The 13263-nt window shown below is 70.4% G+C and carries 13 protein-coding genes; 10 read left to right on the top strand and 3 right to left on the bottom strand.

The features are described from left to right. Positions 1–71 precede the first annotated feature (71 nt). A complete protein-coding gene (locus tag IEY60_RS01390) occupies positions 72–1565 on the top strand; it encodes a long-chain-fatty-acid--CoA ligase (protein WP_189022943.1) in 1494 nt (497 codons plus the stop codon). Further along, complete coding sequence (locus IEY60_RS01385; protein WP_189022941.1) at positions 1562–2017, top strand: MaoC family dehydratase; 456 nt, start codon at positions 1562–1564, stop codon at positions 2015–2017. The genes IEY60_RS01390 and IEY60_RS01385 overlap by 4 nt, the downstream gene beginning before the upstream one ends. A gap of 42 nt (positions 2018–2059) precedes the next feature. Here the strand turns inward: IEY60_RS01385 and IEY60_RS01380 are convergent, their stop codons facing one another. Next, positions 2060–2368, bottom strand: coding sequence for a thiamine-binding protein (locus IEY60_RS01380; protein WP_189022939.1), 309 nt, complete (start codon positions 2366–2368; stop codon positions 2060–2062). Between the two features lie 105 nt (positions 2369–2473). Between IEY60_RS01380 and IEY60_RS01375 the strand changes: the two genes are divergently transcribed. The 7 genes from IEY60_RS01375 (at position 2474) to IEY60_RS01345 (ending at position 10463) form a co-directional block, all read left to right on the top strand. Continuing rightward, positions 2474–3469 (top strand): helix-turn-helix transcriptional regulator, encoded by a 996-nt coding sequence (locus IEY60_RS01375; RefSeq protein ID WP_189022937.1) that lies wholly within the window; start codon positions 2474–2476, stop codon positions 3467–3469. Beyond that, on the top strand, positions 3466–4449 hold the full coding sequence (locus IEY60_RS01370; RefSeq protein ID WP_189022935.1) for a helix-turn-helix transcriptional regulator: 984 nt from the start codon (positions 3466–3468) through the stop codon (positions 4447–4449). The genes IEY60_RS01375 and IEY60_RS01370 overlap by 4 nt, the downstream gene beginning before the upstream one ends. Next, a complete protein-coding gene (locus IEY60_RS01365; protein WP_189022933.1) occupies positions 4446–5474 on the top strand; it encodes a 2-dehydropantoate 2-reductase in 1029 nt (342 codons plus the stop codon). The genes IEY60_RS01370 and IEY60_RS01365 overlap by 4 nt, the downstream gene beginning before the upstream one ends. Positions 5475–5566: 92 nt before the next feature. After that, positions 5567–5830: a Sec-independent protein translocase subunit TatA gene (tatA, locus tag IEY60_RS01360; protein ID WP_189022931.1), complete on the top strand. Its 264-nt coding sequence runs from the start codon at positions 5567–5569 to the stop codon at positions 5828–5830. A gap of 98 nt (positions 5831–5928) precedes the next feature. Further along, positions 5929–6882: a twin-arginine translocase subunit TatC gene (tatC, locus tag IEY60_RS01355; protein ID WP_189022929.1), complete on the top strand. Its 954-nt coding sequence runs from the start codon at positions 5929–5931 to the stop codon at positions 6880–6882. Positions 6883–6885: 3 nt separating this feature from the next. Further along, positions 6886–9582 carry a DEAD/DEAH box helicase gene (locus IEY60_RS01350; RefSeq protein ID WP_189022927.1) on the top strand — a complete coding sequence of 899 codons (2697 nt, stop codon included), beginning with the start codon at positions 6886–6888 and terminating at the stop codon, positions 9580–9582. Between the two features lie 119 nt (positions 9583–9701). After that, entirely contained in the window at positions 9702–10463 is a 762-nt protein-coding gene (locus tag IEY60_RS01345; protein WP_189022925.1) for a DUF4333 domain-containing protein, read from the top strand. Between the two features lie 63 nt (positions 10464–10526). On the opposite strand, the gene IEY60_RS01340 is transcribed toward IEY60_RS01345, so the two are convergent. Then, on the bottom strand, positions 10527–11507 hold the full coding sequence (locus tag IEY60_RS01340; protein ID WP_189022923.1) for a 5'-3' exonuclease: 981 nt from the start codon (positions 11505–11507) through the stop codon (positions 10527–10529). A gap of 140 nt (positions 11508–11647) precedes the next feature. Between IEY60_RS01340 and IEY60_RS01335 the strand changes: the two genes are divergently transcribed. After that, positions 11648–12775 carry a M24 family metallopeptidase gene (locus IEY60_RS01335; RefSeq protein ID WP_189022921.1) on the top strand — a complete coding sequence of 376 codons (1128 nt, stop codon included), beginning with the start codon at positions 11648–11650 and terminating at the stop codon, positions 12773–12775. A gap of 16 nt (positions 12776–12791) precedes the next feature. On the opposite strand, the gene IEY60_RS01330 is transcribed toward IEY60_RS01335, so the two are convergent. Continuing rightward, entirely contained in the window at positions 12792–13190 is a 399-nt protein-coding gene (locus IEY60_RS01330; RefSeq protein WP_189022919.1) for a PPOX class F420-dependent oxidoreductase, read from the bottom strand. Positions 13191–13263 lie beyond the last annotated feature (73 nt).

The following is a 13263-nucleotide window of genomic DNA, read 5'->3' as shown; positions in this document are numbered from 1 at the left end:
TGTGGTCTCACCACGGCGCGGCACCGCCGGTGCGCGCCGCTTCGCCGAAGAAGTCGACACTAGGAAACCCTGTGAATGCCACTCTCTCCCTGGCGAGCATCCTCGCCGAACCGGCCCGCCGCCGCCCGAACCATCTCGCGCTGATCGAGGGCGAACACCGCATCACCTTCGCCGACCTGTGGCGGCAGGCGCGCGAACAGGCGGGCGCCCTGATGGCGCGCGGGGTCCGTCCGGGTGATCGGGTGGCGCTGCTGTGCCCGAACACCGCGGACTTCCCACGTGCGTACTTCGCGATCCTCGCCGCGGGCGCGACGGTGGTGCCCGTGCATCTGCTGCTCACCGCGCCGGAGATGGAGTACGTGCTGCGCGACAGCGAGGCATCGCTGCTGGTCTGTCATCCGATGGTGGCGCAGACCGGCGCCGCGGCGGCGAGCGGCGCGGGCATCGACATCGTCGCCCCCGACGAGCTTGTCGGCGAACCGATTCCGGCGTTCGTCTCGCGCGGACCACTCGACACCGCGGTGGTCTTCTACACCAGCGGGACCACCGGCACCCCCAAGGGCGCCGAGCTCAGCCACCTCAACATGGTGATGTGCGCGACGGTGAACACCTTCGACGCCAACGAGATCCACCGCGACGACATCGCCCTGGGCGCCCTGCCGCTGTTCCATGTGTTCGGGCAGACGGTGTCGATGAATTCGCACTGGCGGGTCGGCGGCACGCTGGTGCTCATGCCGCGATTCGACGCGGCCGCGGCGGTCTCGTTGATGGCGGCGGAGAACGTCAACCTCTTCCACGGCGTCCCGACGATGTACATCGCGCTGATCGAGGCCGCGTCGAGCGCGCCCGAACTGCCCGCGCTGAAACTGTGCGTCAGCGGCGGCGCGGCGCTGCCGGTGGCCGTGCTGGAGGACTTCGAGCGGGTGTTTCACGCACCGGTACTCGAGGGCTACGGCCTGTCGGAAACCTCGCCGACCGCGGCGGTCAACCAGCCGATCTACGGCACCGAGGCGGGCACCGTCGGACACCCGGTGTGGGGTGTCGACGTGGAGATCGCCGACCCCGCGATCACCGACCGGATCGTGTTGCTGCCGGTGGGCGAGACCGGTGAGGTCGTGGTGCGCGGGCACAACGTGTTCAGCGGCTACACCGGAAGGCCGGAAGCGACCGCGGCGGCCGTCGTCGACGGGTGGTTCCGTACCGGCGATCTGGGCACACGTGACGAGACCGGCCGGGTGCGGATCGTCGACCGGATCAAGGAGATGATCCTGCGCGGCGGATTCAACGTCTATCCGACCGAGGTCGAAGCGGCGCTGATGCGGCATCCGCGGATCGCGCAGGTCGCCGTGATCGGGGTGCCCGACGAGCACTACGGTGAGGAGATCGTGGCCGTCGTCGTGCCGGACGGCGAGCTGACCGAGCGCGACGTGATCGAGTTCGGCAAGGAACAGGTCGCCAGGTACAAATACCCGCGCCGCGTCGAGTTCGTCACCGAACTCCCGCTCGGGCCCACGCACAAGGTGCTCAAGCGCGAACTGCGCCGTCGATTCGGAGGAGCAGCATGACCACGGATTTCGCCGATTTCAACGCCCTGCGCGCGGCCGCCGGGACCGAACTCGGCCCCGGCGACTGGATCACGATCGATCAGGACCGGATCGAACGGTTCGCCGAGGCCACCGGTGATCACCAGTGGATCCACGTCGACCCGGTGCGCGCCGCCGCGGGCCCGTACGGCGCGACCATCGCGCACGGCTTCCTCACCCTGTCGCTGATCGTGCCGATCACCCAGCAGGTGATGACCGTCAGCGCCGCGAGCGCCGCGATCAACTACGGCCTGGACCGGGTTCGCTTCCTGACTCCGGTGCCGGTCGGCAGCCGGATCCGCGGCCGCGTTGCGCTCACCGAGGTCACCGAGGTGCCCGGCGGCGTGCAGGTGCACCGTCGCGTCACCGTCGAACTCGAAGGCGCCGAACGGCCCGCCTGCGTGGCCGACGCCATCGCCCGCTACCTGAGCTGAGCTAGCCGACCGGCGGCACGGACGCGATAGTGTCGCCGGTCGCTAGTGGTCGTCGGCCAGGTACCGCTCGACCGTCTCCACCTTCGCGGTGAGCATGTCGGTGACGCCCGGCCGCAGATCGGCTTTGAGCACGAGGCTGCACCGCGGCGCGACCGCGAGAATCGCGTCGCAGGCCGCCTTCACCACGGCCATCACCTCGTCCCAGTCACCCTCGATCGTGGTGAACATCGCATCGGTGCGGTTCGGCAGCCCCGAGGCCCGCACCACGCGCACCGCCGCCGCCACGGCTTCCCCGACCGAGCCGTCGGCCTTGGCCGCGCCACTGGGCGCCACGGAGAACGCGACAAGCATAGTGATCCTTTCGCTACGGGTACCCGGATCATCATGCCGCCCCGCCGGGCCCGCAACCGTGCGCCGACGCGCCGTGACCGCAGCGCGACCATTACCCTCTATCGCGTGGCGATATCCAAGGTCGAGCGGCTGATGAATCTGGTCATCGCGCTGCTGTCGACCCGGCAGTTCCTGAGCGCGGAGCGCATTCGCGCCAGCGTGGCCGGTTACGAGGACTCCGCGACCGACGAGGCGTTCAGCCGGATGTTCGAGCGCGACAAGAACGAACTGCGCGATCTGGGCATTCCGCTGGAAGTCGGTCCGGTGGGGCGGTTCTCGACACTCGAGGGATACCGGATCAACCGGGACGCCTACGAACTGCCCGACATCGACCTGTCCAGCGAGGAAGCGGCCGCCGTCGCCGTCGCCGTGCAGATGTGGGCGTCGCCGGAACTCGCGAGCGCCGCCGAGGGCGCGCTGCTGAAGCTGCGTGCGGCGGGCGTCACCGTCGAAACCGAGAACGTCGGGGTGTCGGTGCCCGCGGTCCCCGCCCGCACCCGCGGCTCGGAACCGGTGCTGCGCGAGCTGCTCGCCGCGATCGACGCCGGGCAGGCGGTGCGCTTCGGGCACCACAGCGCGGTCACCGACCCGTTCGTCACCCGGGACGTCGAGCCGTGGGGTGTGGTCACCCGGCACGGGCGCTGGTACCTGGTCGGGCACGACCGGGAGCGTGACGCCGTGCGGACCTTCCGGCTCTCCCGCATCGGCGGCGAGGTCACCCCGTACGGTCCGCACAACGCGGTCCGCAAACCCGAGGACGCCGACCTGCGCGCCATCGTCGACCGGGTCACCGGTGACGCGCCCGTCACCGGATCGGCCACCGTGTGGGTCGCCAAGGGCCGCGGCCGCGAGCTGCGCCGCATCGGCACCGAGGTCGGCACCAGGGAACTCGGCGGCCGCGACGGTTCGGTCGTGGAAGTGCCGGTCCGCTCGCGCGACTGGGTGGCCCGGCTGATCACCGGCCTCGGCCCCGATGTGCTCGTGCTGGATCCGCCGGAACTGCGCGCCGACGTGATGAACCGGCTACGGTCGGTACTCGACCACACGGAGGTGGCGTCGTGAGTTCACGTCTGTCCCTACGCCTTTCGCGCCTGCTGAACATGGTGCCGTACCTGCTCGCGCACCCGGGCATCAGCGCGGCCGAGGCCGCCGCCGAGCTGGGCGTGACCACCAAGCAGCTGATGAGCGACCTCAATCAGCTGTGGATGTGCGGGCTGCCCGGCTACGGGCCCGGTGACCTGATCGACCTGTCGTTCTCCGAGGAGAGCATCGAGGTCACCTTCTCCGCGGGCATCGAAAGGCCACTACAACTGACCTCGACCGAGGCGACCGCGCTGCTGGTGGCCTTGCGCTCGATCGTGGAGATGCCGGGCATGGTCGACCCGACCGCCGCGCACGCCGCGATCGCCAAGATCGAATCGGCCATCGCCAGCAGCGATGCCGTCGTCACCGGTAAGCCGGTCGACGTGCCCGTCGAGCAGCCGGTCGTCGCCACCGTGCGCGCCGCGCTCGCCGACACCCGCGCCGTGCGCCTGGTCTACTACTCGGCCAGCCGCGACGAGGTCTCGGAACGGATCGTCGACCCCATCCGGGTGGTGCTGGTCGACAACAACAGCTACCTGCAGGCCTGGTGCAGGCAGGCCGAGGGTGTGCGGCTGTTCCGGTTCGACCGGATCGAGGACGCCACCGAACTCGACGAACCCGCCCGCCCGCCCAGTCACGCCGCCGCCGACGCGGCCGCCCTCGACCTGTTCCAGGACGATCCCGACGTGCCGCTGGCCCGGCTGCGGATCCGCGCCGACTACGCCTGGGTGCTCGACCAATACCCGATGCACCGCATCCAGTCCAGGCCCGACGGCAGCATCGAGGCGGGCATGCGGTTCGCGACCGCGGACTGGATGGCGCGACTGCTGCTCGGTTTCGGCACGGGCGTGAGCGTGCTGGGACCACCGGAGCTGGTGACGGCGGTGCGTGACCGGGCCGAGGCGGCGCTGGCCGCGTACGCGGCCGCCGGACTGCCGGGGGAGACCGAACCCGCGTGAACCAGCGAGTACTGGTCCTCGGCGCGGGCAGCATCGGGGTCTTCATCGGCGGTCATCTGGCCGCGGCGGGCATGGAAGTGATCTTCGTCGGCCGTCAGCGCGTCCTCGACGACATCGCCGAGCACGGTCTGCAGCTGACCGACCTCGACGGCGGCGTCACCGATGTCCCGCCCGACCGTTTCGGGCTCGCCCTGGAACCGGACGAACCGGAACTGGCCGACCTCGTCCTGGTCACGGTCAAATCCGCCGCCACCGCGGCCGTCACCAGGACCGTCGCGGGCAGGCTGCGCCCCGGCACCCCGGTGGTGAGCCTGCAGAACGGCATCGGCAACGACACCCTGATCCGGGAGATCCTGCCCACCAGCATCGTGCTGGCGGGCATGGTGATGTTCAACGTCGTGCACAGCGGCCACGGCCGTTTCCACCGGGCCAGCGACGGCGTCGTGGCGATCCAGGACGACCCGGTCGTCGACCGGTTCGCCGAGCGCTTCCGGGCCGCCGGCCTGCCGTTGCGCCGCCATCGCGACCTGCGGCCGGTGCAGTGGGCCAAGCTGCTGCTCAACCTGAACAACCCGATCAACGCGCTCTCGGGACGTCCGCTGCGCGAAGAACTCGCCGAGCGCGACTACCGGCGCTGCCTCGCACTCACCCAGGCCGAGGCACTCGCAGTGATGAACACTGCGCGAATTCGGCCCGCTCAGCTGACGCCGGTACCGCCCGAGCTGATGGTGCATCTGCTGCGCGTGCCCGACTCGATCTTCCGCCGGGTGTTCGGCCGGGTACTGGCCATCGACCCGCTCGCCCGCTCGTCCATGGCCGACGACCTCGCCCTGGGCAGGCGCACGGAAATCGCGTGGTTGTGCGGTGAAATCGTGCGGCTCGGTGAGATGGTCGGGCGCCCGACGCCGGTCAACCGCAGGCTCACCGAGCTGATCAGGAACGCCGAATCCGGGGACACCCGACGCTTCAGCGGAAGCCGGTTGTTCGCGGAGCTGACCGGGGCGGCGGCCGCCGTCGAGGGTTGAACGAGTGGCGAACACCGCTGCGGGTGACCGGTCACCACCGTCACGGTGCAGGTAGCATCGGTAATCACCACAGTCTTTGGAGGTATCTGATAATGGGCACGTTCAGCTGGACGCACCTGCTGATCATCGCGTTGCTGTTCGTCCTGCTCTTCGGCGCGAAGCGGCTGCCGGACGCGGCGCGCGGTCTCGGCCGGTCGCTGCGGATCTTCAAGAGCGAGGTCGGGCAGATGCAGTCGGAGTCGGCCACGCCGGCGAATCCGGCCGCCACTCCCGCGCCGCCGCAGCAGCTGCCCGCGTCCGCACCGCAGACGCAGGCACCGATCGCGGATCCGCAGCAGAGCCACAAGTCGCTCTGACCTCGGTATTCTCCCCGGGGTGGCGTCGACTGCTCCGGGGTTGAGTGCTGTTTCGCCGAGCATCCGCCGAAGTCGAGGGTTAGAGGCCACCACCCACCATGCGCATTCCGTTCGATCCACGGCGCAGCAAGCGCAGGACGAATCCCGACGGCACCATGTCGTTGGTCGAGCACCTGCAGGAACTGCGCACCCGGCTGTTGCTGGCGCTGGCCGCGATCGCGGTCACCACGCTGATCGGCTTCTTCTGGTACGCGCATTCCCTCTTCGGCATCGAGAGCCTGGGCGAGATCCTGCGCGGGCCCTACTGTTCGCTACCGGAATCGGCGCGCGCGAGCCTGAGCCCCGACGGCGCCTGCCGCCTGCTGGCGACCGCGCCGTTCGAGCAGTTCATGTTGCGCTTGAAGGTCGGCTTCACCGCGGGCGTTGTCATGGCGGCGCCGTTCTGGCTGTACCAGCTGTGGGCGTTCATCACCCCCGGCCTGTACGCGAAGGAACGCAAGTACGCGGTCGGATTCGTGGTCTCGGGCACGGTGCTGTTCGTGACGGGCGCCGTGCTGGCCTACCTCGTCGTCTCGCATGCGTTGTCGTTCCTGTTGACCATCGGTGACAACGTCCAGATCACCGCGCTCAGCGGTACCCAGTACTTCGGCTTCATCATCCAGCTGCTGATCATCTTCGGCGTCAGCTTCGAGACGCCACTGGTGATCATCGGGCTGAACCTGGTCGGCGTGCTGCCCTACGTCAAGCTCAAGGCGTGGCGGCGCGGCATCATCTTCGGCCTGTTCGTCTTCGCCGCGATCGTGACACCGCAGGACCCGTTCTCGATGCTGGCGCTGGCCATCGCGCTGACGGTCCTGTTCGAGCTGGCGGTGCAGTTCGCCCGCTTCAACGACGCCCGCCGCGCCCGCCGCGCGGCGAACGAGGGCTGGGGCGCGCTCTCGGACGAGGAAGCCTCGCCGCTGGACACCCCGGAACCCGTTCGGCCCGCCGACCCGGTCGCCGACCCGGAGAAAACCACCCGTCCGGTGTCGGACTACTCCGATACGCTCTGACGGGTGACCGATTCTCCCGCGCGGGCCAACGAGTTGGCGCAGTTCGCCAGCGAAATCTCTTTCGAACTGGACCCGTTCCAGCGGACCGCCTGCGCGGCGCTGGAAGACGGGCACAGCGTGCTCGTCTGCGCCCCGACCGGCGCGGGCAAGACGATCGTCGGTGAATTCGCGGTCCACATGGCGCTGGCCTCGGGCGGCAAATGCTTCTACACCACGCCGATCAAGGCGCTGTCGAACCAGAAGTTCGCCGACCTGACCGCACGCTACGGCCGCGACAGGGTCGGCCTGCTCACCGGCGACCAGTCGATCAACCCCGACGCACCGGTGGTCGTGATGACCACCGAGGTGCTGCGCAACATGCTCTACGCGTCCTCGGATTCGCTGCGCGGACTGTCCTACGTGGTGATGGACGAGGTGCACTACCTGGCCGACCGGTTCCGCGGCGCGGTGTGGGAGGAAGTCATCCTGCATCTGTCGCCGGACGTGCGGCTGGTGAGCCTGTCGGCGACGGTGTCCAACGCCGAGGAGTTCGGCGCGTGGATGGAGACCGTGCGCGGCGACACCGCGGTGGTGGTCGACGAGACCAGGCCGGTGCCGCTGTGGCAGCACGTGATGGTCGGCCGGCGGATGTTCGACCTGTTCGACACGAAATCCAGCGACCAGAAGGTACTGGTCGACGAAGACCTCGTGCGGTTCATCCGCCAGCGCGAAGCCGCCGACCGGATGCAGGGCTACGGCGGCCCGCGCGGTCGTGGCGCGCGCGGCAATTTCCGGCCGCTGCCGCGTCCGGAGGTGCTGGCCCGTCTCGACGAGGAAGGCCTGCTGCCCGCGATCACGTTCATCTTCAGCCGCGCGGGCTGCGACGGGGCGCTCGCGCAGTGCCTGCGGGCGCGGCTGGACCTGAGCAGGCCGGGCGAGGCCGAACAGATCGACGAGATCATCGAGAAGCACACCGGTGACCTGCCCAAGGGCGATCTGGAAGTGCTCGGCTACTGGGAGTGGCGCGAGGCGCTGCAGCGCGGTCTGGCCGCCCACCACGCGGGCATGCTGCCCGCATTCCGGCACACCGTCGAGGAATTGTTCGTCAAGGGCCTGGTGCGCGCGGTGTTCGCCACCGAGACCCTGGCGCTGGGCATCAACATGCCGGCGCGGACCGTCGTGCTCGAGCGCCTGGTGAAGTTCAACGGTGAATCCCACGCCGAGCTGACCCCGGGCGAGTACACGCAGCTCACCGGGCGCGCGGGCAGGCGCGGCATCGACATCGAGGGTCACGCGGTGGTGCTGTGGCAGCCCGAGGTCGACACCAGCGCGGTCGCCGGCCTGGCCTCCACCCGCACCTACCCGCTGCGCAGTTCGTTCCGGCCCGGCTACAACATGTCGATCAACCTGATCGACCGGATGGGCGCGCAGGAGGCGCGAGCACTGCTGGAGAGGTCCTTCGCCCAGTTCCAGGCCGACCGCTCGGTGGTCGGGCTGGTGCGTGGCATCGAACGCAATCAGGGCGCGATGCGCAAGCTGGAGAGTCAGCTCGGCGGCGTCGACGGCGGATTCATGGAATACCTGTCGTTGCGCGAGCGGATCAAACAGCGCGAGCGCGAGATCCAGCAGCAGGGCAGGGCCGACCGGCGCGGCGCCGCGGTGAAGGCGCTGATCGAACTGCGCCGCGGTGACGTGGTCGCGATCCCGTCGGGCAGGCGCGCCGGCCTCGCGGTGATCCTGGAACCCGATCAGACCCCCGGTGACCCGCGTCCGCTGGTGCTCACCGAAGACCACTGGGCGGGCCGGGTCTCGGCCGCGGACTTCCCCGTTCCCGCCGAGGCGCTGGGCCACATGCGGTTGCCGCGGCGCGTCGACCACCGGACCGCCCGCATCCGCCGCGACCTCGCCTCGGCGCTGCGCAGCACCGGCATCTCCGCGCCGGGCAGGCGCAGGCGCAACGACCACACCCGCGCCGGCGAGGACCGCGAACTGTCGACCCTGCGCCGCAGCCTGCGCTCGCACCCGGCGCACACCCGGCCCGATCGGGAACAGCTCAGCCGCACCGGCGAGCGCTACGCCCGGCTCGCGCGCGAGACCGAGACGATGCGCCAGAAGGTTGCCGCGACGACGAATTCGCTGGCGCGCACCTTCGACCGGATCGTCGGGCTGCTCGAGGAACGCGGGTTCGTCGAGCATGGTGAAGTGACCGCCGACGGCAGGCGCCTGGCCCGGATCTACGCCGAGAGCGACCTGGTCGTCGCCGAGGTGCTGCGGCAGGGGCTGTGGCGCGGACTCGGCCCGGCGGAGCTCGCCGCGGTGGTGTCCACGCTGGTCTACGAGTCGCGCCAGGAAGGCGGCTTCCTGACCGCGTCCGGCCCCACCGAACCGATCCGCAGGGCCGTCGGGGCCACCATCGAGGTGTGGACGCAGCTGCGTGCCGACGAGGCACGGCACAAGCTGCCGCCGACCCGCGAACCCGACCTCGGCTTCGTCACCGGGGTCTACAAGTGGGCCCGTGGCGACGCATTGGCCGAGGCGTTGCTGGCCAGCGGTGATCAGGGCACGCCGCTGTCGGCCGGTGATTTCGTGCGCTGGTGCAGGCAGGTCATCGACTTGCTCGACCAGATCCACAACACCGCCGACGATCCCGAGATCGCGGCCACCGCGGCCAAGGCCGTGCGCGCCGTCCGGCGGGGTGTCGTCGCGGTGGACGCCGCGTAGTCGATTCGTCTGTGATTTGATTTCCTGGCGTACCGACCGTGATGGCGGAGTCGTGCGAAAGCGGCTGGCCTGGCGCGGGGGGCTACCGTATGTACAACGATGCGAGTGGAGGCGAGTGGATGAGCGGCCCGTACGGACCGAACGGCCCAGGGGAGGGAAGCAACGATCCCACCCAGCACTGGGGAGGTCAGCAAGGGGCCGGTGGCGCCGGTCCTACCCAGCACTGGGGTGGAGCGGCACAGCCACCGCAGCAGCCGCAGCAGGCCCAGCCCACCCAGCACTGGGGTGACCCGAACGCACAGCAGCAGCCGCAGCAGCAGTGGGGACAGCAGCCGCAGCAACCCGGCCAGCAGCCGCAGTGGGGGCAGCAGCCGCAGCAGGGTGGCGTGCCGCAGCAGCCGACCGGCCCACAGCAGCAGTGGGGCCAGACCCAGCCGCCGCCGCAGGACTGGAATGCCCAGGCGGGCAACGCCGGACAGCAGTGGGGCCAGCAGCCGCCCGCGCAGCAGTGGGGCCAGCAGCCGCAGCAGCAGTGGGGCCAGCAGCCCCCGTTGCAGCCGTCCTCCGGTGGCAAGGGCAAGGGCCTGGTGATCGGCCTCGTCGCGGCAGGCGTGCTGGTGCTCGCCGCCGTTGTCGCCCTGCTCCTGTTCGTGTTCTCCTCCGACGAACTCGACAATGCCGCGGTGCAGGACGGCGTCTCGCGCGTGCTGAAGGACTCCTACGGCATCGCCGACGTGACCGATGTGTCGTGCCCTTCCGGTCAGGAAGTGAAGGTCGACGCGACCTTCACGTGCGACCTGAAGGTCAGCGGTGAGGCGAAGAAGGTCACCGTCAAGATCACCAAGGACGACGGCACCTACGAGGTCGGCCGCCCGAACTAGGCTGGCGCACCCCGGGTTCCGGGCCGTCCGCGAGCACGCGGGCGGCCCGGCGTCGTCTCCGGGTCACTCGACGACGCGGTGCACCGCCGTCAGCGCGGTGACCAGGCGGGTGATCGGGCTCTCGGCGTTGTAGGTGGTCGCCAGCTCCAGCAGCCGGTCCGGGTCGGCCGGCGTCGCGGGCAGGGTGTCGGGGCCGGACAGGATCACCTCGGCATCGCGCACGACCTGGACCACCGGCGCGGCGACCTTCAGATAGTCCTGTGCCGCAACCAGTTTCGCCCGCGCGCCCTTGGCCAGGTCGGAGCCGGGGTCGTCCACGGCCGCCAGCAGCGCGTCCAGCGAGCCGAACTTCGAGATCAGCTGGGCGGCCGACTTGTCACCGATGCCCGCGACACCGGGCAGGCCGTCGGAGGCGTCACCGCGCAGGGTGGCCATATCGGCGTAGGCCGGGCCCGCGTTCTGTTCGGGCACACCGTATTTCGCGGACACCTCGGCGGGGCCGAACAGCTCGGCCTTGGCCAGCCCGCGGCCCGCGTAGAGGACCCGCACCGGCGGGGCCGGTTCGTCGCGGACCAGCTGCAGCAGGTCACGGTCACCGCTGACGACCACCACCGGGTCCGTGCGTTCCCGGCTGGCGAGTGTGCCGAGCACATCGTCGGCCTCGAGCCCCTCCGCGCCGCCGGTGCAGATGCCCGCCGCGGCGAGCACCTCCAGGATCATCTCCACCTGTGGGGTGAGCGTGTCGGGCACCTCCTCGGCGCCGGGCGCCGCGCCGCTGCTGGTGTCGAGCCGGTGCGCCTTGTAGGACGGCACCAGCGCCACCCGGAACGGTGGCCGCCAGTCCAGGTCGAGCCCGACGACGAGCCTGCTCGGCCGGTGCTTGGTGATCAGCGAGGCCACCATGTCGGTGAAACCGCGCAGCGCGTTCACCGAGCGTCCGTCGGCGCCCCTGAGCTTGTCGGGGATCGCGTAGTAGGCGCGGAACCAGAGGCTGGCGCCGTCGAGGATCAGCAGGGGTCCGCGGGAGGTCTGGTCAACGGTCACACCGGTGATTGTGCCCCGAAGACGGGTCCCGGTGCCGTGACGGCACCGTCCTGCGCCGCGACGGGACCGTGGCACGATCCGATTCCGCTCCGGTTGCCGATACTGCGACGGTCGACGCGGGGCGGGTAACGTCGCATCCTATGAGCGCGCAGACGGAGACACGGTTCGCGGCGGAGGTCTACGGCAGGCGACTGGAGCGGGCGGTCGAGGCGATGCGCGCGGCGCATCTGGACGCCCTGCTCATCACGCCGGGCCCCGACCTGCAGTATCTGATCGGTTCGAGGGCCCAGTCCTTCGAGCGGCTCACCTGCCTGGTGATCACCTCAGACGGGGCCACCCCGGCGGTCGTGATCCCGAAACTGGAACTGGCGTCGCTGGCGGAGTCGGCAGCCGGTGAACTCGGGTTGCGGGTGCTGGACTGGGTCGACGGCGTCGATCCCTACCAGCTGGTGCACTCGACGCTGCACGCCGGTTCCCGCATCGCGGTGGCCGAGGCCATGCCCGCCCTGCACCTGATCCCGCTGGCCCAGTCGACGAGCGGGCTGCCCGCCTCGGCGACACCGGTGCTGCGGCGCTCGCGGATGATCAAGGACGACGCCGAGATCGCGGCGCTGCGCCGGGCGGGCGCGGCCATCGACCGGGTGCACGCCCGGATAGGGGAGTTCCTGCGCCCGGGGCGCACCGAAGCCGAGGTAGCCGCCGACATCACCGCCGCGATCGTCGAGGAGGGCCACACCGAAGCGGCGTTCGTCATCGTCGGCAGTGGCCCGCACGGTGCCGACCCGCACCACGAGGTCTCCGATCGGACGATCCAGAAGGACGACGTGGTGGTCATCGACATCGGTGGTCCCGTCGAGCCCGGATACTTCTCCGACTCCACCCGCACGTACGTGCTCGGCTCCCCGGGCAAGCAGGTCGCCGCGCAGGTGGCCGTGCTCGAGGCCGCCCAGGCGGCCGCTGTGGCCGCTGTGCGTCCCGGGGTGACCGCGGAGTCCGTCGACGCCGCCGCGCGCACCGTGCTCGCCGACGCGGGCCTCGGCGACGCGTTCGTGCACCGCACCGGCCACGGCATCGGCCTGTCGGTGCACGAGGAGCCCTACATCGTGGCGGGCAACGACCTGGTGCTCGAGCCGGGCATGGCCTTCAGCATCGAGCCTGGTATCTACTTCCGCGGCAAGTGGGGCGCCCGCATCGAGGACATCGTGGTCGTCACCGAGGACGGCGCCGAGTCGATGAACCACCGGCCGCACGGTCTGACGGTCCTGTAAGCGGTTCGCGCGCAGGCTATTTCAGCGTGCTCGACGACAGCACCCGCCGCACCTGGATCGCGACGACGACCCGCGTCGGGTTCTCGCGCGGTACCCGGTAGCGCTCGGCATAGCGGCGCACGGCCTCGGTGACATCGGCGGCGTCGTCGAGCACCGTCGCGGGCCCTTCGAGGGTGAGCCAGCGCGCACCGTCGACCTGGCTCACCGCCGCATAGCCACCGCGTCCGGCATTGCGGGCCTTCACCGACGCGCCGTCGGTGATCACGCGGGCGATCCCGCTCTCGGGATCCCAGGTGAAGCCGACCGCGACCACGTGCGGGGTGCCGTCGGCGCGCAGGGTGGTGAGGGTGGCGAGGTGCCGCTCGGCGACGAATTCGAGGGCGGCGGGGGACAGTTGTGCGGTGGCGGTCGGCATGGGGAAACGGTAGCCGGGCCCACCGGCGGCCGGGTCCGCGGGTTTCGGCCCTCGACCTGGATCGGCGACCTCG

Source organism: Nocardia rhizosphaerihabitans, assembly GCF_014646295.1.
GTDB lineage: Bacteria > Actinomycetota > Actinomycetes > Mycobacteriales > Mycobacteriaceae > Nocardia > Nocardia rhizosphaerihabitans.
This window is presented reverse-complemented; position numbering and strand designations above follow the sequence as displayed.